We start from the raw sequence: 23,732 nt of genomic DNA on the forward strand, positions 1-23,732 counted from the left end.
CCTACGCCCCCGCCTTGCAGGTGATCCCGCCGTCCACCACGAGCTCGATGCCCGTCACATATTTCGACTCGTCCGACGCCAGGAACAGCGCGGCGTTCGCAACGTCCCACGCGTCGCCCATGTGACCCATCGGCACCTGCGCGTCGCGGGCGCGCCACATCGCCTCGACATCACCCTTGGCGTAGCTGTTCGCGAGCCCCGCCGAATGCTCCACCATCGGCGTCTTCATGAGGCCGGGCAGGATCGCGTTCACCCGCACATGATGTCGCGCGAACTCGATCGCGGTGGTGCGCGTCATCTGGTTCATCGCGGCCTTCGAGGTGCCGTAGGTGACGTAGGAGATGCCCATGTGGCGGATCGAAGCGATCGAGGAGATGTTGATGATCGAGCCGCCGCCCTGCTTCACCATCACGGGAATGACGTGCTTCATGGCGAAATAGGCGCTCTTGAGATTGACCGAGAAGACACGGTCCCAGCTCTCCTCCGTCACCTCGACCACACTGCCCATCTCGGCGATGCCGACATTGTTGTCGAGCACGTCGATGCGGCCATAAGCCTTGAGGCACGCAGCGACCATGGCCTCGATCTCGGTAGGCTTCGATACATCGGCAGTGAACGCAGTCGCCTTGCCACCTTCGCCCGTGATGATCCTGGTAGTCTCTTCGGCGGCAGCGCCATTGCGGTCGACGCAAAACACCTGCGCGCCCTCACGCGCAAACGTCACCGCGGTCGCCTTGCCGTTGCCCCAGCCGGGCCCGATCGAGCCGGCGCCCACCACCATCGCGACCTTGCCCTTGAGCCGGTCCATCGCGCGTCTCCCTGATTGTTATTCTTGTAGCCCGGATGGAGCGAAAGCGTAATCCGGGCTACGCGCGCCTTGCCGTCACTGGCAAACCATTACTGGCAAGCCCTCACTGGAACGTCATGTCCAGGCACTTGGAGATGTCGGAGCCGAGGCCCGAGGAGATGATGATGCAGCCACGAATCTTCTGGGCGCTCATGTCGGCAGCCCAGACCGAATAGCCGCCGGGGCCGAAGAACGAGTTGGTGTTCGGCGGCTCGGTCTCGGTCGCGTCGAAATCATAGTGACCATCGGTCTCGAAGATGCGCGGCTTCTTGGTGCAGCCACCGTCGGTCTGAACGTTGATGACTTCCTTGTTGTCGCGGGTCAGCGCCAGCGAAACCTGGCAGCGGAAATATTCCGAGGTCTTGGTATTGAAGAGATAGGTGTAGGACTTGCAGGTCGCGGTGTTGAGCTTGCCCGGGGCAAGGCCGCGGCTGCACGAAATCCGCTGGTTGTGGCTGAGCTGATAGTCATCGGCCCGAGCGGCCGGCGCGAGCGCCGTCAGCGACACCAGGGCAATCGCGCAAAATTTTATGACGTGACGCATTCGAATCATCCCCACCAATATCTTTGTCGTGTTGCGTTCTAGACTGAAAGCGGAACATAGTCGCGAGGGGACGAAGGGAAAATCACAAACTGCTGGGCAAGACGTGATGCGCTGCGGCGTCATCGCAGATTGACCCGAACGTATCGTTCGTGATTTGTTCAAATGGGCACCCCGCCAACGGGGAGGATGGATGATGGCATTTTCAATCAAGACCTTTGCAATCGCAGCCGTGGTGGGCGCGTTCGCCGCCCCCGCATTCGCGCAAAATGCGGCGACGCCGTGGGAGCTCAAGCCGGACACCGGCTATGCCTACGACAAGGACGGCAAGACTTTCTCATACAAGATGGGCACCAGCAATGCCGGCGAGCTGCTGAAGGGCGCCAAGAAGGTGCCCAAGGGCACGCTGTTCTTCATCGGCCAGAACGGTCAGCTCTACATGCGCAGCGGGCAATATCTGGAAGGCGACGGCCGGTTCAAGTTCGGGCCGGATCGGTAGGGTTGAATTCGTAGGGTGGGTTAGCCGTAGGCGTAACCCACCACTGTTCGTCTCCGCGGAAGTCAAGAGGTGGGTTACGCCGAGCAGCTGCACTTCGTGCATCTGCAAGGCTAACCCACCCTACGACACCGTCCTAAAACGCCGCAGCCAATTCCCTTGCGCCGGGTTTGCTGCTGTTGGAGTCCATTCTATCATCCGTCACGGCCAGCAGCTTGGCCACTGTGTTGTGGCGAATCGCGACCGGATTGCGCTCGTAGCCGCTACGCTGGAAGAAATTTGAGGTCGGCACCTGCTCGCGCATCGCCTGCGGCATCGTCACCATGTCGAGGCCGGTGCCGTCGCCGGTGAGGTTCATCATCTCGAGTTCGGCTGCGGTGAGCGGACGGGTGTAGCCCTTGGCGCGGGCGAACAGCACCGAGGTCAAGAGCTTATGGGTTTGCAGCATCGGCCCGATGTCGATGTCGAGCACCATCGCATGCATGGCCCAGCCCTGCGCGCTGTCTGCGATCTTCTCGTGCTCCGACCAGGTGTCCGGCACCGACTTCGCGTGCGCCACCATCTTCTTCAGAACAGTCAGCTTGTGCTCGAGCGATTGTCGCGCCGGCCCCGAGGTGCGCGCGACCTTCTCGCTCAGCGCACGGACGAGCTCATGGCCCTGTTCGGCCAGAAGCTCGACGCTGTTGGTGGTCAGCAGCTGGTTGTAGCCCATCGCGGTCGAGATCGCGCGCTTGCCGCCATGCTCGATGCCGGCCTGCACGTCGTAATTGCCGGTGCCGCCGGTCTCGAACGAATAAACCCGCACCGCCTGCTCGCGCGTGAGCCCCGAGGCGAGCGCGTAACGCGCATAGGCGCGCTTGAACTCGACCTCATTGGTGGGACGCTGCGGCGTGAATTGATAGAGGTCCTGCGCGGCACGCAAGAGGTCGGATGCGACCGGAAGCGGCTTGCGGGCCGGACGCTCCGGCGTTTCCTCGGGCTCCGGATTCACCGGACGCTTCGGCCCGGTATAAACAGGCGGCTGCTCCAGCACGTAATCATCAAGCGTGATCTGCTGTCCGCTGCGACGCTTGGCGTTGCGGCCTTTGCGCTTCTCCGAGACCTGGCTCCAGTAAGCACCGGCTTCCTGGTCAAAGGCGCCGCGGATGGCCTGGTACTCAGCGAGCTTGCGGCGATATTCGAGCACGGCCGGCGACGCGCCCCCGCCCTGCGCGAAGAACTGCGACAGCAGCTGCGCGTTGGCATTGGCGACGGCAGGCGGCAGCGCGTCAGCTTCGCCACCGCGCGCGGCGGGAACGAGCAGGACGAGCGCGAGTGGAACCGACGCCAGATGTCTACGAATCGAATGATGCATGCTGCCCTCTTAGCAGGCATCCGGTAACCGTCACGTTAACGCACCGTTTACCATCACTTCCAGGCGAATACCGGTTGTTCCAGGTCGGTGACGCGGGTCTGCCGCCCCGCCAGCACCTCGCGGAACTGGTAGATCAGCGCAGCCGTCGGCGCGTGGATCATGCTCATCTGGTGATGGAAGCGGATCACGCGGCGGGTGCTTTCGGGAATATCCGTGAAATCGAAGGCATCGTCGCGCTCGATCGTGTCGAGCGCGATGCGATGGACCGAGGCGACCTCGTCCGGATTCGGCTTGATCGCGGCACTGTCCGCAGCCCAGACCACGACCGGCGTGATCAGATAGCCCGAGCGCGTCGGATAATCATCGAGCAGGCCGAGCACCGCGTCGGCGGGGAGCTTGAGCGCGAGCTCCTCGTCGAGCTCGCGCAGCGCCGCCTCGACCGGCGTTTCGCCGGCGTCGCAGCGTCCGCCCGGCAAGGCCCATTGGCCGCGATGGGAGCGCAAGCTCGATGCGCGCCTGGTCAGCAGAAACGCCGTGTCGTCGCCGTCATGGGATGCGGTCAGCGCGACCACAACCGCGGCGCGCTTCAGCGCCGACGCCTCGGCGGCATCAGGCAGCCGCGCAAAGGACGCGCAGGCCTCTGCGATATTCCGTCTGGTGGCATCGCCGAAATTTCTCATGATGCTTGACTACACCAAGACCGCATCTGATGAAACGAGGAGAGACAGGCGTCGCAAGGATGGACGGAGAGATGATCGACAAGACCGCCGCAAAGCTCAAACAGGACGGCTGGACCATCGTCGACACCAGCGGCTTCATCCATCTGATCGGCCCGCTCTGGGAGCGCAAGGTCGACGGCCACTTTGAATTCGCGCTGGCGACCGAAGACAAGCACCACAACCGCCGCGGCATGGTCCAGGGTGGCGTCATGATGACCTTCGCCGACCGCACCTGCGGCATGACTGCCCGCTACGAGACCGGCAAGCAATACATGGCGACCGTGCAGCTCGACACGCATTTCGTCGAAGCCGGCAAGATCGGCGACATCCTGGTCTCCCGCCCCCGCGTCGTGCGCACCACCCGCAGCCTGATTTTCATGAGCACCGAGGTGATGGTCGACGACCGCTGCGTGGTGATGGCGAATGGCGTGTTCAAGATTTTGAAGGGGCCGGAGTAGGCTTATCGTCAGGCGGCCCCACCGCCGTCTCCTCATCATTGCGAGCGCAGCGAAGCAATCCAGCGTCTTTCCGCGGATGCAGTTCTGGATTGCTTCGCTGCGCTCGCAATGACGGGCGTAGCTCGTTATTGTGCCTCACAACCCAAGCCTCGAGGACACCCCATGCAATACCGCCAACTCGGCCGCAGCGGCCTGAAAGTGTCGCCGATTTGCCTGGGCACCATGATGTTCGGCGGGCCGACGGATGAGGCGGCATCGAAGCGCATCATCGCCAAGGCACACGATGCCGGCATCAATTTCATCGATACTGCCGATGCCTATTCGAAGGGCGGCTCCGAGGAGGTCGTCGGCCGCGCGATCGGCAACGTCAGGCATGCCTGGGTGCTTGCGACGAAGCTCGCCAATCCCATGAACAGTGGCCCGGGCAACGATCCCAACCGCGTCGGGCTGTCGCGGCGCTGGGTGTTGCAGGCGGCCGAGGAAAGCCTGAAGCGGCTCGGCACCGATCACATCGACATCTACTATCTGCACAAGGAAGACCATTCGACGCCCCTGGAGGAGACGGTGCGTGCGATGGGCGACCTGATCCGCGCGGGCAAGATCCGCTATTTCGGCGTTTCCAACTACCGCGCCTGGCGCGTCGCCGAGATCTGCAACATCTGCGATCGGCTCGGCATCGACCGTCCCGTGGTGAGCCAGCCCTATTACAACGCGATGAACCGGATGCCCGAAGTCGAGCACTTCCCGGCCTGCTCCTATTACGGCCTCGGCATCGTGCCCTATAGCCCGCTGGCGCGCGGCGTGCTCACTGGAAAGTACAAGCCCGATGCGGCCCCGGACAAGGACACGCGCGCGGGCCGCAACGACACACGCATGATGCAGACGGAGTGGCGGCCGGAGTCTTTGCAGCTCGCGCAGGAGATCAAGAGCCACGCCGAGAAGAACGGCATCACCGCCGGCCAGTTCGCGGTCGCCTGGGTGCTGAATTCCGCCTTCGTCTCATCGATCGTCGCGGGCCCGCGCACGGAAGAACAATGGGATGGCTATATCAGCGCCCTCGACTATCGCTTCACGGCTGAGGACGAGGCACTGATCGACCGGCTCGTCGTGCCGGGCCATCCCTCGACGCCGGGTTACAACGATCCCGCCTATCCAATCGAGGGACGCCGCGCGCGGACGGCGTGAGCGGAGAGACGACAATGGCGTTTGAAGACCGTTACGGCCTGCCGCTGTCCACGGCCACCGATCAGGCGGCATCCGCCTATCGCGGCGGCGTCGACCTCATGCTCGCCGGCTGGACCGGCACAGCGGAGACGCTGGAGCACGCGATCGCCGCCGACCCGGATTTCGCGCTCCCTCATATTGCCCGCGCCCGAGTGCACGCCTTCTACCAGCAAGGCGATCTTGCACGGCAGAAAGCGTCGACTGCGCGCGAGCTCGTCGCCAAACGCGGCAGCGAGCGAGAGCGCTCGCATGTCGAGACGCTGGCGCTTGCGATCGAGGGACGGTTGCCCGAGGCGATCGCAGCGATGCGCCAGCACATCGAGGCATGGCCGCGCGATGCCGTGGTGCTGTCGCTGCCGCTCGGCGCGTTCGGCCTGTTCGCATTCTCCGGCATGGCCGATCACGACCGCGCCCGGCACGAGCTCTGCGAAACGGTCGCGCATCATTATGGCGAGGATTGGTGGTTCCTTACCATGTCCGGCTGGGCGATGACGGAGAATGGCGATGTCGCCCGCGGCCGCGGGATCACCGAGCGCGGCTTCAATCTGCGCCGGGCGAACGCCCACGCCGCCCACGCCGTGCTGCATGCGATGTTCGAGGATGGCTCGATCGACGACGCCGACCGCCTCGTCGATGAATGGCTTCCGACCTATGACCGCGCCGGACTCCTGCACGGCCATATTCTCTGGCATCAGGCGCTTGGTGCGCTCGAGCACGGCAATGCGGCGCGTGCGCTCGCGATCTATGCCGACGTGCTGCAGCCCGGCGCCACGCAGGCACCGCCGCTCAACGTCATCACGGACGGCGCCTCGCTGTTGTGGCGTCTGTCGGCTTACGGCTACGCCGTGCCGAAGGCGCTTTGGGTCGAGGCCGACGCCAACGCGCAAAAACTGTTCCCGAAGTCAGGGCTGCCCTTCGCCGACGTCCACATGGCGCTGTTCGCGGCCGCAACGCAAAATCAGGACGCACTGGCAGCGCGCGTTGCCGTGATCGAGCAGCGCCTCGCCGAGGGCAAGCTGCCGGCCGGCCCCGTGGTACCGGCGATCTGCCGCGCGCTGGCGGCCTTCGCGAATGGGAACTATGCGGCTTGCGTGCGCGAGCTTGCGCCTGCGCTCGCTGACGTCGTGCGCATCGGCGGCAGCCACGCCCAGCGCGAGCTGATCGAGGACACTTACCTTGTCGCCCTGATGCGCAGCGGAGAGCTGCCGCGCGCCCGCAAGCTTCTCGATGCCCGCCTGCACCGCCGCCCGTCCCTGCGCGATACGCGCTGGCAGGCGGCGATCGCTTGAGGCGAGACCATCTGCCACGAAAAAAACATCGGTCTGGAGGCATGTGCCTGTCGGGACGGGTTGGGGCGATCAGGGCGAATCGCCGATGGGGTGGCGCGGTGGTATTCCAGGCGGCTTTGGCGGGACAAACGGGATCGCAACCAATTTGCGATTCGATGGTTAGTGGGCGGAACTCTCGCCCGTCCGTGGCCCCCTGGCACATGAGCCTGACGATGCGCCTCCGCCTGTTGGTCCTGGCTGCACCTCTCGTTGCTCTCGCAAGCCCTTGTTTTGCCGAGTCTTCCACCGCGATCGCGGTGAACAATCCGCCGGCGCAGCAGAACTCCCTCGTCGACATGCTGGCGCTGATGTCGGGCCACTGCAAGACATTCAAGGTCGCCGGGCGTCCTTTTGCGTGCAAGACCGTGGCCTTCGCCCATGACGACAAGGGCCGGGTCAATTTCGCGGTCGCCGTCGACGACCCCAGCGACGAGAATCACGTCGTGTCGTTCTCCGGCGAGAACGGCAAGCGGGCCGACGACAATTCCTACGAATTGCCGATCGACCGCATGCTGCTCAACTCCAAGCACCGGCCGAAGGTCGACGGCCTGCCGGTTCCGGCTGCGCAGACCTCCACCGGCAGTTGCCGTCAGACCGGCAATTTCGCCGCCAAGAAGGTGAACGACGTCACCTGCTCTGCGACCGACAGCGAAGGCCGCAGGTATGAACTGCTGTTCGTCTCCGACGGCACGCCGGTGAATGTGCGCCGCATCAGGCAGTCGTCGCCGTCGGTGCAGGATCCGTTCAAGTAATCCCGATCACGCGAACGCCTTCTCCAGCGTCGCGAAGATCACCCCGAGCGACTTGTCGTGGCGGGTCACGGCCGGCACCGGGCGATCAATCTTCATCAATTGATAGACCGCCATCTGCGCCGCACGCACCGAATATTCGACAGTGAAGACCACGTCGTCCGGAATCTCGACGAACTGGCTGACGAAAGCGAGGTTCACCGAATTCTTCGGCACCGGCAGCGGCCGATCGGCCACATGGCGCGGCATGAACATGCTGGTGATGTAGGGCATGCGACAGGGAATGCAGATCGCGTCCTCGAACACGGCGCGGTCGAAGTTCAGATGACCGCAGAGCTCCGTCAGAATGTCGACGCCGCCGCATTCCGACATCGGCTTGGCGACGAAATCGCCGATGCGATCGGGATGCAGCGCATAGCCCCAGAAGACCTGGACGTTCTTGGGCTGACTGGGGAAATGCGGCTGATGGTAGAGCACGACCGACATCAGCCAGTTGGAATCCTTGAACGTCACGAGCCCACCGGTGCCGGCCCTGTTGCCGGAGAATGCTTCCATCTGATCGAAGAAGCGCCGGTCGCGGCAGGTCACGGTGAAGGACAGCCAATAGGATTCGGGGATCGAGCCGTTGAACGCCGACGGATTGCCGAATTCGGGGCGCCCCTTCGCGATCGTCTCCCAGAGTGCCCAGCCCTGGCTGTCCGACTTGGTCAGGTGCGGCGCGGGTTCGGTCATGGTACCCAGGCTCGACGCATCCGTCATCGAGCCGTTCTGGAAGAAGACCAGATCGCCATCCTCGAGGCGGACATTGGCATTTCGGCCATCGCGGTCGAGCATGAGTTGCCGGACCCGCAGCTTGTCGGCCTCCTGCTCGAACGTCATATCGATGACGCGCGTTCCCCGCGCGAATTGCACGCCCTGCTGCTTGAGCCAGTCGACCAGCGGCCGCACCATCGCGTCATATTGATTGAAGACGGTGCGCTTGACGCCCGCGAGCGTTTCGATGCGCGGAAATTCGTTCATGAAACGGTGCAGATAGCGCTTCAGCTCGACCGCACTGTGCCAGGGCTGGAAGGCGAAGGTGGTCTGCCACATGTACCAGAAATTGGATTCGAAGAATCCCGGCGACAACCAGTCGGTGATGCGGCTGGCGCCGAGCGTCTCTTCGGAAGCTTCCGTCAGCCGCAACAGCTCGAGCCGGTCGCGCGCGCTGAAGGCCATATGCGAGACGTCGATCTTGAAGCGGTTGCGATCGACCAGGCGTGCACGGGAATGCGCGGGGTTCTCCGCGTTGAACGCGACGGTTTCCTCGCGCACGCTCAGGCCGGGACGTTCGAGCGAAGGAATGCCGGAGAACAAGTCCCAGGTGCATTCGTAGTGATCGGTGGTGAGCATGCGGCCGCCGCGCAGCGAATAGGCACCGTTCTCGAGCTGCGCACCGTCGAGACTGCCGCCGACCAGCGGCTGCGCCTCGTAGATCATGATGTCCCGTCCCGCCACCTTCGCATCACGAATCAGGAATGCCGCGCCGGCCAGCGATCCGATGCCGCCGCCGATGAAATATGCCTTCATGCCTTGCCTCGATTGCAGTCCGATTGATCGGCGCAACATTGCACGCGGGCGATGGGAGAGGTTGCGCTGGATCAAGCACGATCGATGCCGGCATCACGTTGATTTGAGGCCGACTTCCGGAGAGCCATTCCTCCTATTCACGCGCCGTGTGCGTTGCCGGCGGCTTCTTCGCATAGATCTGCTCGATCTCGTCGGCGAAGTGGCGTTCGAGCGCCAGGCGCTTGTTCTTCAGGGTTGGCGTGAGCAGCCCCGCGCTGATGGTCCAGGGGTCCAGCGTCCACCATACCGCGCGTGGCGTTGCGTAGGACGGATAGACCTTCACAGCTGCCGCGATTCTCGCGAGCAGGGCAGCCCGCTCCGCCGCGCCGCCCTGCTTTCCGCTAGCCGCGAGCCGTTCCTTCTCCTGCACCCAGGATTTTGCGTCGAGCACGACCAGCGCCGCGAGGAAGGGGCGCTGCTCACCGACCACCAGCGCCTGCTCGAACAGGGGATCGGCGACGATTGCGGTCTCCAGATCCACCGGCGCGATCTTCTCGCCCGTCGAGGTGACGAGAATGTCCTTGAGGCGGCCGGTGATGGTGATACGGCCGTTCTCGATGCGCGCCTGGTCGCCGGTGTGCAGCCAACCGTCAGCCTCCTTCACGCGCCGCGTCTCTTCAGGCTTGTTCCAGTAGCCCAGCATCACGCTCGGCCCGCGCACGAGCAATTCATCGTTCTCGCCCAACTTGACCTCGACGCCGTCGAGGACTTGACCGACCGAACGCGGATCGTTGTCCTCGACGGTGTTGACGGAGACCACCGGCGACGTCTCGGTCATGCCGTAGCCCTGGAGGATGTCGAGCCCAAGCGCCAGAAACAGGCGAATGACCGGCTCCGCGATCGGCGCGCCGCCGGAGACGGCAACCCGCAGGCAGCCACCGAGCTGCGCCAGCACCTTGTCGGCGACGAGGCGCTTCAACAGCGGCCAAGCCAGGCGATCGGCTAGCGATGGCGTCGCGCGCTTCTGCCGTGCATCGAAACGCCGGCCACCGACCGCGAGCGTGAGATCGAGCAGCGCGCGCTCGACGGGTCCGGCCGCGGCGCGGTGCTGCATGATCAGCGCCGAGATACGCTCATAGATTCGCGGCACCGAAACCAGCACCGTCGGCCGAACATGCTTCAGATCCTCCGACAACAGCGGCACCGAGCGCGCATAGGCGACGCAGGCGCCGGCCGCGATGGGATAGTAGTAGCCGCCGGTCCGCTCGAAGGTGTGCGAGAGCGGCAGGAAGGACAGAAAGACGTCATCCGGCGCGGCCGCGATGCGCTGCGCGACAGCCTTCACATTGGCGACAACGTTGCCATGCGACAGCATCACGCCCTTCGGTCGCCCGGTCGTACCGGAGGTGTAGACGATGGCGGCAAGATCATCCGGTTTCACCGCGACATCCGCCATCGGCGCGTCCGCGCCGGGCGCGGCGGCGAGCCAGCGGTCGAGCGCGACGACACGCGCATCTGTTGCCGCTGGTCCGCTCATATCCGCGCAGATCACGCGCCTGAGCTGGCCGAGCGGCTGACCGGTCGCGACAATCGCCTGCCAACGCGCCAGCGTATCGACGAACAGGAGCTGCGCACCGGAATCGGCGAGGATGTAGGCGATGCTGTCGGGGTTGTCGACCGCATGCATCGGCACCGGCACCAGGCCGCGCGACAGCGTCGCCTGGTCCATCGCGATGTGCGCCGTGCCGTTCGGCATCAGGATTGCGACGCGCTCGCCGGGCGCGAGGCCTTCCGCGGCGAGCGCCCGCCGCCAGATCTCGAACTCCGCGTTGATCTCCTGCCAGGACTGGCTGATCCAGCGCCCCGCCGACGCGTCGAAATGCCGATAGGCTTCCGCCGCCGGCGTCGCGGCGACGCGCCAGCGCAGGAGCTCCGGCAACGTCCTCACCTCGGCAAGCGTCTGCAATTGACTGACCGGCCCCGGCATGGTGTCCTTTCGCAAGGTCTCGATTCCCAATCGAATCTGGGGATTCGACACTAGGCCAGCCAGTCCTTGGCGCCTTGATCCTCAGCAAGGCGGCCATGCTTCGGAGCAACCCATGACTCGCGACCGCCTGTTTCTGCTCCGCCCCGGTTTCGAAGATCCGGCCTATCCGGGCCGCCGCTTCTTTTGCTGGCATTGTGCGCTGATCGAGGGCCTGCTCGCCTCGTTTCCGGCGCTGACTGAGAAGCTCGACGTCGAGCGCATCGCCTGGCCGAAGCCGCGGCGGGACGTGATCGCGCTGGTCGGCGAGGAGAACCAGTGGTTGCCGTTGCTCGTGCTCGCGGACGGCACCACATCGCCGCACCAGACCGGCAGCCATCAGGGGCGCGCCTTCATCAACGACAAGGATGCCATCATCGCTGCGCTGTCGGAGCGCCACGGCTTTCCCGAGCCGCATCCGTGAGGCCGTCCCGAAACGAGGGATAATCGGCATTGCCTGCGCCGGCGATCGCCTCGCATAGTTTGCCAAACCCCGGAATCCCTCTCCATGCCCCATCTCCTCCCAGCCCTCATCGTCGTCGACGTCCAGCGCGCATTCGACGAATGGGAAGCGGCGGGCAAGCGGCGCAACAATCCGGATGCCGTGGCGCGGATCGCTGACCTGCTCGCGGAATTCCGGGCGAGCGGCGCGCCGATCTTTCACATCCGCCACGAAGGCACCAAGCCTGGTTCGACGTTTCGCCCCGAGCGTACTGGTTACGCCGTCAAGGACGAGGCGCGCGAGCAGAACGGCGAGCCTGTCATCGTCAAGCGCGTCAACAGCGCCTTCATCGGCACCGATCTCGAGACGCGCCTGCGTGCCAGCGATATCTCCACGCTCGTGATCTGCGGCGCCACCACCAATCATTGCGTGGAGACGACGACGCGCATGGCCGGCAATCTCGGCTTCGACGCGCACCTCGTGCGCGATGCGACCTGGACATTCGATCGTGTCGGCCCGGACGGCGACACGCATTCGGCCGAATCCATCCACGCGATGACGCTATCGAATCTGAATGGCGAATTTGCCCGCATCGTGACCACCGACGAAGTGATCGCTTCGCTCTCGGTGCTGCGACAATAAATCTCAGCACGATCGCGCGGTCATCGTCTGCGTCGTTTCGACGCCCGCTCTCGCCGGAACGCCATCGCCACCCATCTGTTGTCATCAGACATCTCAACTGGAGTGACGACATGAAGTATCTCTTTGTCGCAATGGCCATCGGTGCTGCTGCGCTCACGGCGTCTGCGGCCAACGCGGCCGGCGGCGGCAAGGCCGGGCCGAACGCGCAAGCGCCCCAATCGACCGACATCAGCGCGCAGCACAGGCACGGCCATCATGGCTATCGCCATCAGCACTGGCGTCCGCGCCACCACGGCTATTATCGGCCGCATTATCGCAGCTATGGCTACTACCCGCGGCACCACCGCTATTACGGCAGTGGCCCCTATGGTTATTACGGCGGCGGCCGCTGGTGACGACAGGCCCGCAGAGATGCGGGCCTTCTTTCTCAGCTGCGCAAGATGATTCCTGCCGTCTCCAGCCCGCTCGCAAGCGCGGCCTCGACCGTTCCCATGTCGCGGCCGCGATAGAGCGCTTCGCCTGAAAACAGCACCGGACCGTCGGCGCGCGCGAGACGCTGTTGCGCGGCGCGCGTCCGCGGCGTTGCCCAGGAATAGGCGCCGCGGGCGAAGGGATCGTTCGCCCAGTTGGCCGCTGCCGCTGCCACGAGGTCCCGCGCGATCTCATCGCGATGCAGGCCGAACATGACTGCAAGGGAGTCGATCCCGGCATCGATCAGCCCTTGCGGATCGAGATGCGCCAGCTCGGCCGTTCGCGGGCCGCCGAGCCACCCCGTCAGCGCGGGGTGCTGATCCGGATGACGCGTCCACCAGACGGGAATCGTCTCGTCGGACAGCAGGAAGAGCATGTCTGAAAGCTCCGGCTTCCGCTCGCGCCACCATGGCCGCGCGAACCGCAGCAGGATCTTGATGACGCTGCCGAAGCCGATGTCGTCTGCGGCCGCAGCCTTCTCACGCGTCGCCGCGGGCAGCGCGATCTCGCGCAGCAAAGGCAGCGGCGCGGTGAGGATGACGCGATCGCAGGCATGCACCGCGCCGCCGGCGCAGCGGACAGCGACCTTGCCGCCGCTCTCCTCGATCGCCGCGACGATGGCACCGAGGTGGATGGCAGCGCCGGACTTGCGGCACTCGCCGACAAGAAAGTCGATCAACCCGCCATAGCCGCCGTCGATGCGTGCCTGCGCCGCAAGTCCCTCGTTCATCCATTCGTCGCGCAGTGCCAGCGTCGAGGCGCGCGCGGGGTCGGCCGCATCATAGCCCTCGACCATGCGTTCGACGGCGTGCCGCAGGCGCGCGTGCTCCGGTCCGGCGAAATGACGACGCAGGAAATCGGCGACGGTGATATCCTCGGTCAAATCCTTCAGCGCGGCGTGAAGCCTGTCGTCATAGGGATCGCGCGGGCTCTCCTGCGAAAAGTCCGTGCCGTCAAAGCTCCATTGCGCTCCGCCGATCGCCCGCACCGTCAGCCCCGCCTCGCGCGCGAGGCCGCGCGTGACCGGCGCCTCGCCATGGACGAATTCGGCGCCGCCATCGGCGGCATAACCGAACTCCGAGGCCGGCAACGGATCGATGCGGCCGCCGCAGCGCGCACGCGCCTCCAGGATCGTCACTCGTTTGCCGCCGCGCGCAAGCTCACGGGCCGCCATCAAGCCGGCCGCGCCCGCGCCGATGATGACGATGTGCTCTGGCGTATCAGGCATGCTGCTATTGGCGCGAGGAATCGTTCTGGATCAGATAGCGGAGCAGCAGGACGCCGCCGCCAAGGTCCCGCGTGCTCTCCAATGTCATCGCCGTGAGCGGCGCGCGCTTGTCGCCGTCCTCCTCCGTCGAATCGAACACGAAGGGCGCGCCCCTGGCGCCATCGATCGCGGGGCTGAGGATCAGGTTGAATTCGTCGATCAGGCCGGCGCGCAGGAACGCGCCATTGGCGACGCCGCCGCCTTCCACCAGCAGGCGCTTCACGCCGAGCTCGCGGTTGAGGATCTCGACCGTCAAGGCGAGATCGATCTCGGACTTGCCGGCGAAGATGTACGACACGCCCTCGCCGCGCAGTCCCGCGAGATGCGAATCCGGCACGCTCTCGGTCAGCACCACGACAATGGGATCGCCGCCGATGTCCGAGCGGCCCCAGCCGATCTTGCCCAGCGCATCGAGCACGACACCGTAGGTTTTGGCATCGCGCCGCGCGAACCAGTTTTCGCGCGGCAGCTTCGTGCTCACCTCAGGGTACGGCTTGCCCTTGGCGAACTCCGAACCGGTGACGCGGCCGATCACCCAGGCATCGCCGCCGACCTCGTCATGGATCTTCTCGAACCAGTCGGTCCCGGCCCCCTTCGGACGCCAGCGGCTTGGATGGGTGCGGCCGTCGAGGCTCGAATGCATCAGACAGATGACGTAGGGCTTCATGAAAATTCTCCGCAACCGCTCTCAGGCCGGCTTACTTTCCTTCGCGCGATCGTTCACGATCACGGCAAGCGGGTTGAGCTTTGGCGGCGCGACCAGCACAAGCGTGTTGCTGTCGTGATGATTGAACGGCGCGCCCCGCACGAACAACGCGGTCTGGATCAGATAGCTCCAGCTGCCGTCGTCGTTGAAGGTGACGTCGCAGCGATAGGAGTCGGTGCGGAAGGCCTGCTCCAGGAAGTCGGTCGAGCAGATCCCATAGGCCGTGTCGCCACGCGTCGCGGTGACGAAGATTTTCCTGTCGTCCGGCTTGGCATGACCCGAGGCGAGCAGCACCTGCCCGCGCGGGATCGCCAGCGTCTGCATGATCAGCCCGGTCGCAGGCTCCCACAGCCAATAGCCGACCTGGTCGTGGAAGGTGATGTCTTCCTCGGGCGTGTTGATGTGGATGTGATAGCGCAGGCCATAGAGCAGCTGCGGCCCGTTGGCCTGCGGGTCGATCGGATCCATCCGGATGTTCTCGATAAAAGTCCGCCGCTCCGGCCCATCCGCCTTCGGATTGATGTCGATGCCCTTGTCCGCCTGCCAGGTGCCGGCGAGCCGGCGCAGCGGCCCGAGATTGGCAAGGCTGTCAGGGGAGACGTCCTCTTGCTCGGTAAAAATATCGGCAGGAATGGGCAGCATGGGGACCTCGCATCATTGTGCGCGGCAGCCATAGCATAAGGGCGGGACGAAACCATGGAAATGGGACCGACGGGAGCAGCCAATAGAGGCAGCGCCACGCCGGCCTACGACAATTTGATCCACCTCACCAAGATGGAACGGTGAAGCCAACCCAGCTCCTACACATGCGGCGGCATCACCAGCGGGGCCTGCGCAGTGCTGATCTGGCTGGGATCGCCGATCAGGGTGCCGCCGTGACCGTCGCTGGCCGAGGTAAACTGCGTCGCCACGTACTGGCCGAGCAGCGTCAGCTGCGCGGTATGGGTGCCGTCGCTGACGCTGAGCGTGCCGCTGGTGTTGTCCGCGGCCTCGGTGAAGCTGATCGTGGTGCCTGACGTGAAGGCGATGCCGCCGAAATCGAGATAGTCGGGCTCGCCGAAGCCGGCGACCGTGCCGGAGAAGGTATTGCCAGCATCGAGCCACAGCATGCCGCCGGCGCTGGTGGCGAAGGTCACGGGCGCATCGCCGATCGACCCACCGCTCTGCACTTCAAGCACGCCGCCATTGATCACCGCGCCGCTGGCGACACCGCCCGACTGCACGATCAACGTGCCGCCGCTGAGCACGGTCGCGCTCGCGAGGCCGCCGGCATAGATCTCCTGCCTGCCGCCGCTCAGCACCGTGGCGCTCGTCGCCACGCCCTGCACCGCCTCGTAGCCGCCATTCGCGATGATCGCACTCACATCGGTGCCGCCGGAATAGACATAGTCGCGACCGCCGCTGCCGATTCGGGTGCCGCTGGCGGTGCCGCCGGAATTCGCCTCGAACCCGCCGTTCAACACCGTGCCGCTGGTGACGCCGCCGACATAGACGTCCTGCTCGCCGCCGCCCAGCACTGTGGCGCTGATCACGGTGCCCGCCACGCCCTGGTGTCCACCACTCGAGAGTGTGGTGCCGATATCGGTCGCGCCGGCGTAAACCGCCTCATAGCCGCCATCGTTGATGACGGCGCCGCTGACCGTGCCGTAATCGACAAGCGAGCCGCCGACCACGGTCGCGTTGGCAACGCCGCCAGCGTAGACATATTGCGCGCCGCCGCTCAGCACGGTGGCGTTGGTCGCCGTACCCACCAGCGCCTGGACACCGCCGCTGGTGATCGTCGCCCCCACATCGGTGCCGCCGGTGTAAACATAGTCGCGGGCACCGTTGCCGACCTGGGTGCCGCTGGCCGTACCGCCGGAGTTCGCCGCGAACCCACCGCTCAGCACGGTGCTGATGGTGACACCGGCGGCATAGACGTCCTGCTCGCCGCCTCCAAGCACCGTGGCGCTGATCACCGTGCCCGCAACGCCCTGATGGCCGCCGCTCGAGAGCGTGGCGCCGATGTCGGTCGCGCTGGCGCTTACCGCCTCATAGCCACCGTTGTTGATGACGGCGCCGCTGACCGTGCCGTAGTCGACCAGCGAACCGCCGACCGCCGTCGCGTTGGCAAACCCGCCCGCATAAACATATTGCGTGCCGCCACCGGAAATCGTGGCTCCAACGACGGTGCCGCCGGCCAGCACCTTCTGCCCGCCGCCACTGAACACCGAGGCGTCAATGTCGGACCCGCCCGCAGAGACGACCTCAAGACCCAGAACCAGCGCGTGAATAGCAGCACCGCCGGACTGAATATCGAGCTCTCCATGCTGGAGGGCGAAGGTGTAGGTCAGGACCTCGCCCGATGACACCGGCAACTTGGCGTCAGCACCGACCTGAAGGAGGCCGCCGTTCTCGACGGTTATGGTGCCGGCCAGGCGAGCGGCAAGCCCGCTCAAGACGACAGTGCCACCACTCTCGATCGTGGTGTTGCTGGCCACGCCCGCCACAACCAGCCTGCCGCCGCTCTCGATGACGGTGTTGCTTGCCACGGCACCGGCACCGAGACCAACCGAACCACCGCTCGCCACCACAGTGTTGCTAATGACTCCGCCAACACTTTCAACGCCCCCTGCGATGACGGTGGTGCCAATCGCCGTGCCGAAGACGGTCTGGTTTGCGAAGGCCCCGGAGATCGTGGCGCTGATCGCGGTTGCGTTGGACGAGATGATCTGGGCGCCAGCAACCTGCGCGCCGCTATCAACGGTTCCCGCGTCGAGGTACTCGTAGCCGCCACGGATAACCGTGACGGACTCCACGGTGCCGCCCGAGATCACCTCAAGGGTTGCGCCCGACGTCACCACTGGCGCGACCGCTGTACCACCCGAGCCGACCTCCAGCGTTATGGTTGGACTCACGACGAATCCGCTCACCGTCGTCCCGGAGCCGAACTCCAGAATGCCGCCGGAGCTGAAAACGGTCGTGCTGGGGAGCGGCGTGCCACCAACCAGATCGAGGATGCCGTTTCGTGCCACCTGCACCGTGACGCCGTCGGGCAGCGCGAGCGCGCTCAACACTGCGCTCGGTTCGATCGTCACCGTGGCGTCGCTGTTGACCGTGACCGTTCCCACCGGCTGACCGCCGCTCAACAATTGCAGCGTGTTACCGTTCGCGATGGCAGTCTCTAATGCCAGATCGAGCCTGGCACCGCTGTCGATCGTGGTGTTGTATGCGCTCCCGCCCCACAGAAACAGGGTTCCACCGGCTTCGACCTCGGTATTGCTCGTGCTCGCGCCGGCGGACAGTGTCTCGGAGCCACCGCTGCTGACGACCACTCCGCTGACGCTACCACGGAAGTCGACGTTGAGCGTGCCGTAATCGATGACGTTGGTGGCCGTGCTATAGCTATTGACCCAGAGCTTGCCGCCCTGCTGCACGACAATGCTGTCGGCGGATTGTCCCGGCGAGATGACATAGGTCGTGCCGGAGCTCACGGTGGTCATGATAAGATACCTCGAATTGTGGTCTTGCGATTATCTGTTGGAGGTCTTGCTCACTGCTCGCGCCAAAGCCGGGCGCGATGCAGGCCCCTTACGCGTGGGGCGGCATCACCAGCGGGGCCTGCGCAGTGCTGATCTGGCTGGGATCGCCGATCAGGGTGCCGCCGTGTCCGTCGCTGGCCGAGGTGAACTGCGTCGCCACGTACTGGCCGAGCAGTGTCAGCTGCGCGGTGTGGGTGCCGTCGCTGACACTGAGCGTGCCGCTGGTGTTGTTCACAGCCTCGGTGAAACTGATCGTTGTGCCCGAGGTGAAGGCGATGCCGCCGAAATCGATGTAGTCGGGCTCGCCGAAACCGGCGACCGTGCCGGAGAAGGTGTTGCCGGCATCGAGCAGCAGCATGCCGCCGGCGCTCGTTGCGAAGGTGATGGTTCCCTGTGCGGAGCCGCCGCTGGCGATTTCCAGGGTGCCCCCGCTGATCATCGCTCCGCTGGCGGTGCCACCGGAATTGACGACGAGGTTGCCTCCGCTCAGGACGGTGGCGCCGATATCGACGCCGCCCGAGCCGAGCGTCTCAGTACCGCCGGACGCTACCGTCGTCGAAACGACGGTCGCGCTCGGGCCTGCATCAAAGTAGTTGACCATCACGTTGAGGCTGCCCCCGGACTCGACGGTCGTGCCGGTCGCCGATCCGAACACGGTCAATGTGCCGCCATCGACGGTCGTGTTGGCGGCAGATCCGCCCCTGGACACGACAGCATAGCCGTGGCTCTCGATGATCGCGCTATCGACATGGCCCGTTGCCACAAGGAGCCCGCCACCACTCTCCACCAACGTCCCGCTGGAGTTGCCGCCAGGAACAGACCCCACTCCGAGCTCCAGGATGCCGCTGACCCGGGCACCGATATCGGTGGCTCCCCATCCGACCAGTTCGACACCGCCGGCCTGGACGGTCGTCGCCGAAGCGGTCACGCCCGCGTCCAACTTCGCCGTCACACCGCTGCCGACGGCGAGGCCGCTGAACACGCCAGAGGCGAGTTCCAAAGTGGCGCCGGAGCTGACGATGGTCGTGCTGGTCGGCAGGATGCCGCCCACCAGTGCAAGCGTGGCGCCCTTCTCCACCTTGATGATCACATCGCTGGGGAGCGCAAGAGCGCTCAAGGTAAAGCCAAAACCGACATCCACGACAGCCCCTGCCTCGACTGTCGTGGCTGTCGCAGCAACGCCTCCTATCGATTCCAATGCACTGCCGCTCAGGACCGCGGCATTGTTGAGGCTGGCTTGGGTCGGATCATCGAAAGACCCACCGGCAACCAGGTCGAGCGTGCCACCGCCCTCGATGACGGTGTTGCTGAGGAACAGGCTGGATCCTCCCGAGACGACCGCCGTGCCGCCGCTGTCGATGGTGGCGTTGATGACTGTCCCAGCGCGGAGCACGAACGTACCGCCCGAGGCCACGGTGGTGTTGCTTGTCACGCCCGTCACTTCGGTCAGAACCCCGCCGCTCTCGACCAGTGTCCCGACTGCGACACCACCAGGCAGATATCCACCAAACGCGTAAGTGGAGGTGACCTGGAGCGTCCCGCCGCTTCCAATCGTCGTGTTGCTCGTCACGCCGTTCGTGTAGACATTTTCGCGTCCACCGGAACTCAAGATCGTGACGGTCGCCGAGCCATAGAGATCGATCTCGCCACCGCCGGCGACCGCGTTGACGATCGAGCCACCGGAACTGACGACGAGATTGCCACCGGAAACCGTGGCGCCGCTGTCGACGCCACCGGAACTGACGGTTTCGGTGCCACTCGCGATCGTGGTCGCAACTGCGATGCCGCCAGCTAGCACCTGCAGGGTCCCGCCGGAAAGAACCATGTTGCTCGCCGTGCCGCCCGACGCGATCCACAGGTTCGTGCTGCCACTGCTCAGCACTGAGCCACTCACCGTCGCGCCGGAGCCGATTTCCTCGATAGCGCCGGAAAGGAGTGTCGTCGCATTCGTGAGTTGCGCGCCGGCGAACAGTTCGACGATGCCGCCCGACATGACTGTCGCACTAACCGGCGGTGCGCCGGCGTAAAGTGCAAGCGTGCCGCTCGACAGCACTTCGAGTGTGACGCCGGCCTGCGTGAATCCGCTCGACACATTCAGGATTCCCCCCCAACCGACTTCCTCGATGCTGCCGGCGCTGAGCGTCGTCGCGCCGGTCAACTGGGCACCACTCAAAAGAACGAGCGCGCCACCACTGAGCACCGTTGTATTATTGGCAACACCTCCCGCGAATAGGACGCCGCCGGAGCTAACCACCGTATCGGTGATCGTACCTCCAGCCGGATCGTTGGTCGCAGGTGGAGCCACAAATACCGTTCCGCCAGCCTCGACCATGGTTCCGCTGGCCGTACCACCAAAGACGGCCTGGTCACCTCCGCTGAAGACGATGGTGTCGATCGCCGTGCCGCTGAAGATGACCTGGCTGCCACCGCTTGAAATTGTTGTGCTGACCGCAATGCCAGTGCCGCCGCTTGCGCCGATATCCTGCTCGCCTCCACCCTGGATCGTAGTGCTAGTGGCGTAGCCGCTGCCGCCGCTGTATCCCACCTCCTGGCCACCGTGCGCCAGAATGGTGGTGTTGCTTGCGGAGCCAACGCCCCCGCTAACTCCGAGGTACTGGTAGCTGCCGGTGCCGCTGATGGTGGTGTCTACCGCCGTGCCATAGTTGATGTACTGGCTGCCAGCTGCGATCGTCGCACCGCTCACGGTGCCCCCAAAGACACGGACCTGGCCATTTGCCAGGATGGTCGCACCGACATCGAGGCCGCCGGAGACGGTTTCCCGACCACCGCTGATGACCGCCCCGCTCACGGACCCGGAGTTCACCAAGACAGCGCCTGACCTCACTCTTGTCCCGATGTCGATCCCGCCGGCGCTGACGACCTCCAGTCCGCCCTGGGAAACCGTCGTCGACGAGGCAATGCCGCCCGAGAGCACGTCCAACGTGCCGCCGGACATGACCAGTGTGTTGCTGGCGAGGCCGTTCGCGTAGATGAGCTGAACACCGCCGCTCAGCACCGTGGCGCTCGTCGCCACGCCCTGCACCGCCTCGTATCCGCCGCTCGAGATTGTCGCGCCGACGTCAAGGCCGCCACTGTAGACATAGTCGCGGCCACCGCTGCCGATGCGGGTGCCGCTGGCGGTGCCGCCCGAGTTCGCCTCGAACCCGCCGTTCAGCACCGTGCCGCTGGTGATACCGCCGGCATAGACGTCCTGCTCGCCGCCGCCCAGCACCGTGGCGCTGATCACGGTGCCCGCAACGCCCTGGTGTCCACCACCCGAGAGCGTGGTGCCGATATCGGTCGCGCCGGCGTAAACCGCCTCATAGCCGCCATCGTTGATAACGGCGCCGCTGACCGTGCCGTAATCGACCAGCGAGCCACTGAGCGCCGTCGCGCTGGCAACGCCGCCGGCGTAGACATATTGCGTGCCGCCGCTCGACACCGTCGCACTTGTCGCCGTGCCGAGCACGCTTTGATAGCCGGCGTTCAGGATGGTCGCGGAGATGTCGATCGCGCCGGTATTGACCACCTCGGACCCGCCGCTGCCGATCACCGCGCCCTGCACGGTCCCGTCGTCCAACAAATTGCCGCCGCTCAGGACAGTCCCGCTGGCAAGGCCACCGGCATAGACATGCTGCATGCCGCCGCTCAGCACTGTGGCGCTCGTCACCACGCCCTGCAGATCCTGCAAGCCGCCGCTCGACACCGTGGCGCCGCTGTCGGTGCCGCCGCTGTAGACCGCTTCGTAGCCACCGCTCAGAAGAAGAGCCCCCGTGGCGGTGCCGCCCGACTGTACATCGAGCTCGCCGCCCGCCAGAGCCGTGACGCCAGGAATGCTGGCGCCCGATGACACCTGGAATTTGGCGCCAGCATCGACCTCGATAAGACCGCCAGAGCTGACCGTCGTGGTGCCCGCCAGCCGTGCGCCGGTGCCCGACAATCGGACGATGCCACCGCTCTCGATTGTCGTATCGCTCGCCACGCGGGCAATTTGCACGAGCAGCACACCGCCGCTCTCGACGACAGTGTTGCTCGCCGCGCCATGACCGCCAAAGACGCCTTCGAGAACAACCGTACCGCCGCTTACGATCGTCGTGTTGCTCGCGACGCCTGAATACAATTCCTGGACGCCGCCGGAGCTGACCGTGGTGCCGATCGCCGTGCCGTAGGTCATGCCGGGCGCTCCGATCGCCTGCACGCCATAAACAGTGGCGTTGATCGCAGTTGCGTTGGGCACGCCAGCAGGCAAATTAGGGATATAGACGCCGAGCTGCTGGGTGCCGCTCACCTGCGCGCCACTGTCGATGCCTCCAGCGCTGACGTACTCCACACCGCCAGAGTTAATCGTCGCCGACGTCACCGTACCGCCCGAAGCCACCTCAAGGGTCGCACCGGACAGCACCACCGGAGCAATCGCGGCGCCGCTCGATCCGACCTCCAGCGTCGGGCCGGTTGAGCTCACCACGAAGCCGCTCACCGTTGTTCCGGAGCCGAACTCCAGAATGCCGCCGGCGCTGAACACCGTCGTGCTGGTAAGCTGCGCCCCGCCAATCAGATCGAGGGTGCCACCTTGCGCGACCTCCACCGTGACGCCGTCAGGCAGCGCGAGGGCGCTCAACACCGCGCCAGTGTCGAGTTCCACTTTGGCGCCGGCACTGACGGTCACTGTTCCCACCGGCTGACCGCCGCTCACCAGCTGCAGCGTATTGCCACTCGCAATCGCAAACGTCTGGCCCGACAGATCGAGCTGCGCGCCGCTGTCGATGGTGGTGGCGTTTGCTGTCGCGAAGTTCAGAACGAGCGTCCCACCGGCCGCGACCTCGGTGTTGTTGGTGCTGGCACCGTTGAACGCTTTCAGCGTCACACCGCTGTTCACCGTAAATCCGCTCAACGCATAACCGCCGTCGATATCGACGGTGGCGCCCGCGTTGATCGTTGTGGTGCCCGTCATCTGCGCACCGCCAAAAAGCGTAAGGATGCCGCCGCTCTCGACTGTCGTGTCGCTGGTGATGCCGTAGACCTGTTCGAGAGAACCTGAGCCGATGACGGTGCCGATCGCCGTGCCGCTCACAAACTGCGAGCCGCCCTGGAGTGTAGCGCCGATGGCGACGCCGCCGGCATCCACGGACTGATAGCCGCCGGAGACATGCGCGCCACTATCGACTCCTGCGACAATGCTCTCGAACGCGGCATGGTAGGCATCGCCAGAGATCGTGGTCGATACGGCGGTCCCGCCCCACAGCACGACGTTGCCGTTGTCGATCGCGTTGGTGATCGTGCCTCCCGAGCTCACAAAAAGGTTGCCGCCCTGCTGTACGACGATGCCGTCGGCGGATTGTCCCGAGGAGACTACGTAGATCGTTCCGGAGCTCACGGTGGTCATGATCAAATGCCTC

At 65.1% G+C, this 23,732-nt stretch carries 19 protein-coding genes; 8 read left to right on the forward strand and 11 right to left on the reverse strand.

The window, feature by feature from the left end:
• Window position 1: 1 nt before the first annotated feature.
• The gene (locus tag M2427_RS20475; protein WP_280708396.1) at window positions 2-808 is read right to left on the reverse strand and encodes a glucose 1-dehydrogenase; all 807 of its coding nucleotides are present in this window, start codon (window positions 806-808) and stop codon (window positions 2-4) included.
• Between the two features lie 103 nt (window positions 809-911).
• Window positions 912-1,391, reverse strand: coding sequence for a hypothetical protein (locus M2427_RS20480; protein ID WP_280708397.1), 480 nt, complete (start codon window positions 1,389-1,391; stop codon window positions 912-914).
• A gap of 193 nt (window positions 1,392-1,584) precedes the next feature.
• Here M2427_RS20480 and M2427_RS20485 point away from each other — a divergent pair, with 193 nt between their 5' ends.
• Window positions 1,585-1,887 (forward strand): hypothetical protein, encoded by a 303-nt coding sequence (locus M2427_RS20485; protein ID WP_280708545.1) that lies wholly within the window; start codon window positions 1,585-1,587, stop codon window positions 1,885-1,887.
• A gap of 133 nt (window positions 1,888-2,020) precedes the next feature.
• On the opposite strand, the gene M2427_RS20490 is transcribed toward M2427_RS20485, so the two are convergent.
• Together M2427_RS20490 and M2427_RS20495 are read right to left on the reverse strand one after the other, a co-directional pair.
• Window positions 2,021-3,238, reverse strand: a complete 1,218-nt coding sequence (locus M2427_RS20490) for a hypothetical protein (RefSeq protein WP_280708398.1) — start codon at window positions 3,236-3,238, stop codon at window positions 2,021-2,023.
• A gap of 53 nt (window positions 3,239-3,291) precedes the next feature.
• The gene (locus tag M2427_RS20495) at window positions 3,292-3,918 is read right to left on the reverse strand and encodes a CoA pyrophosphatase (protein ID WP_280708399.1); all 627 of its coding nucleotides are present in this window, start codon (window positions 3,916-3,918) and stop codon (window positions 3,292-3,294) included.
• 59 nt (window positions 3,919-3,977) lie between these two features.
• Here M2427_RS20495 and M2427_RS20500 point away from each other — a divergent pair, with 59 nt between their 5' ends.
• From M2427_RS20500 to M2427_RS20515, 4 genes are all read left to right on the forward strand, one after another.
• A complete protein-coding gene (locus M2427_RS20500; protein WP_280708400.1) occupies window positions 3,978-4,415 on the forward strand; it encodes a PaaI family thioesterase in 438 nt (145 codons plus the stop codon).
• A 162-nt stretch (window positions 4,416-4,577) separates the two neighbouring features.
• The gene (locus M2427_RS20505) at window positions 4,578-5,600 is read left to right on the forward strand and encodes an aldo/keto reductase (RefSeq protein ID WP_280708401.1); all 1,023 of its coding nucleotides are present in this window, start codon (window positions 4,578-4,580) and stop codon (window positions 5,598-5,600) included.
• A gap of 14 nt (window positions 5,601-5,614) precedes the next feature.
• Window positions 5,615-6,928: a tetratricopeptide repeat protein gene (locus tag M2427_RS20510; protein ID WP_280708402.1), complete on the forward strand. Its 1,314-nt coding sequence runs from the start codon at window positions 5,615-5,617 to the stop codon at window positions 6,926-6,928.
• A gap of 212 nt (window positions 6,929-7,140) precedes the next feature.
• Window positions 7,141-7,719, forward strand: a complete 579-nt coding sequence (locus M2427_RS20515; RefSeq protein WP_280708403.1) for a hypothetical protein — start codon at window positions 7,141-7,143, stop codon at window positions 7,717-7,719.
• A gap of 6 nt (window positions 7,720-7,725) precedes the next feature.
• Here the strand turns inward: M2427_RS20515 and M2427_RS20520 are convergent, their stop codons facing one another.
• Both M2427_RS20520 and M2427_RS20525 read right to left on the reverse strand, forming a co-directional pair.
• Entirely contained in the window at window positions 7,726-9,324 is a 1,599-nt protein-coding gene (locus M2427_RS20520) for an oleate hydratase (RefSeq protein WP_280708404.1), read from the reverse strand.
• Between the two features lie 94 nt (window positions 9,325-9,418).
• Entirely contained in the window at window positions 9,419-11,251 is a 1,833-nt protein-coding gene (locus tag M2427_RS20525) for an AMP-dependent synthetase/ligase (protein WP_280708546.1), read from the reverse strand.
• A 112-nt stretch (window positions 11,252-11,363) separates the two neighbouring features.
• Between M2427_RS20525 and M2427_RS20530 the strand changes: the two genes are divergently transcribed.
• The 3 genes from M2427_RS20530 to M2427_RS20540 all read left to right on the forward strand — a co-directional run bounded on the left by M2427_RS20530 (window position 11,364) and on the right by M2427_RS20540 (window position 12,766).
• The gene (locus M2427_RS20530; protein WP_280708405.1) at window positions 11,364-11,711 is read left to right on the forward strand and encodes a DUF3088 domain-containing protein; all 348 of its coding nucleotides are present in this window, start codon (window positions 11,364-11,366) and stop codon (window positions 11,709-11,711) included.
• 84 nt (window positions 11,712-11,795) lie between these two features.
• Window positions 11,796-12,371, forward strand: coding sequence for a cysteine hydrolase family protein (locus M2427_RS20535; RefSeq protein WP_280708406.1), 576 nt, complete (start codon window positions 11,796-11,798; stop codon window positions 12,369-12,371).
• 110 nt (window positions 12,372-12,481) lie between these two features.
• Window positions 12,482-12,766: a hypothetical protein gene (locus tag M2427_RS20540; RefSeq protein ID WP_280708408.1), complete on the forward strand. Its 285-nt coding sequence runs from the start codon at window positions 12,482-12,484 to the stop codon at window positions 12,764-12,766.
• A gap of 32 nt (window positions 12,767-12,798) precedes the next feature.
• Here the strand turns inward: M2427_RS20540 and M2427_RS20545 are convergent, their stop codons facing one another.
• The 5 genes from M2427_RS20545 to M2427_RS20565 all read right to left on the reverse strand — a co-directional run bounded on the left by M2427_RS20545 (window position 12,799) and on the right by M2427_RS20565 (window position 23,719).
• Window positions 12,799-14,070: an NAD(P)/FAD-dependent oxidoreductase gene (locus M2427_RS20545; protein ID WP_280708409.1), complete on the reverse strand. Its 1,272-nt coding sequence runs from the start codon at window positions 14,068-14,070 to the stop codon at window positions 12,799-12,801.
• Window positions 14,071-14,074: 4 nt separating this feature from the next.
• Window positions 14,075-14,776 (reverse strand): dihydrofolate reductase family protein, encoded by a 702-nt coding sequence (locus M2427_RS20550; protein WP_280708410.1) that lies wholly within the window; start codon window positions 14,774-14,776, stop codon window positions 14,075-14,077.
• A gap of 21 nt (window positions 14,777-14,797) precedes the next feature.
• Complete coding sequence (locus M2427_RS20555) at window positions 14,798-15,457, reverse strand: heme-binding beta-barrel domain-containing protein (RefSeq protein ID WP_280708411.1); 660 nt, start codon at window positions 15,455-15,457, stop codon at window positions 14,798-14,800.
• 158 nt (window positions 15,458-15,615) lie between these two features.
• A complete protein-coding gene (locus M2427_RS20560; protein WP_280708412.1) occupies window positions 15,616-18,297 on the reverse strand; it encodes a hypothetical protein in 2,682 nt (893 codons plus the stop codon).
• 88 nt (window positions 18,298-18,385) lie between these two features.
• Complete coding sequence (locus tag M2427_RS20565; protein ID WP_280708413.1) at window positions 18,386-23,719, reverse strand: AIDA repeat-containing protein; 5,334 nt, start codon at window positions 23,717-23,719, stop codon at window positions 18,386-18,388.
• Window positions 23,720-23,732: the final 13 nt, after the last annotated feature.

Source organism: Bradyrhizobium sp. BR13661, assembly GCF_029892425.1.
Classification (GTDB): Bacteria; Pseudomonadota; Alphaproteobacteria; order Rhizobiales; family Xanthobacteraceae; genus Bradyrhizobium.

What these genes read in the sequence shown, in the direction of transcription:
- M2427_RS20530 (WP_280708405.1), top strand. Translation starts at nt 11,364, where the DNA reads ATGACTCGCGACCGCCTGTTTCTGCTCCGCCCCGGTTTCGAAGATCCG.
- M2427_RS20480 (WP_280708397.1), bottom strand. Translation starts at nt 1,391, where the DNA reads ATGCGTCACGTCATAAAATTTTGCGCGATTGCCCTGGTGTCGCTGACG.
- M2427_RS20560 (WP_280708412.1), bottom strand. Translation starts at nt 18,297, where the DNA reads ATGACCACCGTGAGCTCCGGCACGACCTATGTCATCTCGCCGGGACAA.
- M2427_RS20510 (WP_280708402.1), top strand. Translation starts at nt 5,615, where the DNA reads ATGGCGTTTGAAGACCGTTACGGCCTGCCGCTGTCCACGGCCACCGAT.
- M2427_RS20505 (WP_280708401.1), top strand. Translation starts at nt 4,578, where the DNA reads ATGCAATACCGCCAACTCGGCCGCAGCGGCCTGAAAGTGTCGCCGATT.
- M2427_RS20515 (WP_280708403.1), top strand. Translation starts at nt 7,141, where the DNA reads ATGCGCCTCCGCCTGTTGGTCCTGGCTGCACCTCTCGTTGCTCTCGCA.
- M2427_RS20540 (WP_280708408.1), top strand. Translation starts at nt 12,482, where the DNA reads ATGAAGTATCTCTTTGTCGCAATGGCCATCGGTGCTGCTGCGCTCACG.
- M2427_RS20535 (WP_280708406.1), top strand. Translation starts at nt 11,796, where the DNA reads ATGCCCCATCTCCTCCCAGCCCTCATCGTCGTCGACGTCCAGCGCGCA.
- M2427_RS20500 (WP_280708400.1), top strand. Translation starts at nt 3,978, where the DNA reads ATGGACGGAGAGATGATCGACAAGACCGCCGCAAAGCTCAAACAGGAC.
- M2427_RS20475 (WP_280708396.1), bottom strand. Translation starts at nt 808, where the DNA reads ATGGACCGGCTCAAGGGCAAGGTCGCGATGGTGGTGGGCGCCGGCTCG.
- M2427_RS20525 (WP_280708546.1), bottom strand. Translation starts at nt 11,251, where the DNA reads ATGCCGGGGCCGGTCAGTCAATTGCAGACGCTTGCCGAGGTGAGGACG.
- M2427_RS20555 (WP_280708411.1), bottom strand. Translation starts at nt 15,457, where the DNA reads ATGCTGCCCATTCCTGCCGATATTTTTACCGAGCAAGAGGACGTCTCC.
- M2427_RS20550 (WP_280708410.1), bottom strand. Translation starts at nt 14,776, where the DNA reads ATGAAGCCCTACGTCATCTGTCTGATGCATTCGAGCCTCGACGGCCGC.
- M2427_RS20495 (WP_280708399.1), bottom strand. Translation starts at nt 3,918, where the DNA reads ATGAGAAATTTCGGCGATGCCACCAGACGGAATATCGCAGAGGCCTGC.
- M2427_RS20490 (WP_280708398.1), bottom strand. Translation starts at nt 3,238, where the DNA reads ATGCATCATTCGATTCGTAGACATCTGGCGTCGGTTCCACTCGCGCTC.
- M2427_RS20545 (WP_280708409.1), bottom strand. Translation starts at nt 14,070, where the DNA reads ATGCCTGATACGCCAGAGCACATCGTCATCATCGGCGCGGGCGCGGCC.
- M2427_RS20520 (WP_280708404.1), bottom strand. Translation starts at nt 9,324, where the DNA reads ATGTTGCGCCGATCAATCGGACTGCAATCGAGGCAAGGCATGAAGGCA.
- M2427_RS20485 (WP_280708545.1), top strand. Translation starts at nt 1,585, where the DNA reads ATGGCATTTTCAATCAAGACCTTTGCAATCGCAGCCGTGGTGGGCGCG.
- M2427_RS20565 (WP_280708413.1), bottom strand. Translation starts at nt 23,719, where the DNA reads ATGACCACCGTGAGCTCCGGAACGATCTACGTAGTCTCCTCGGGACAA.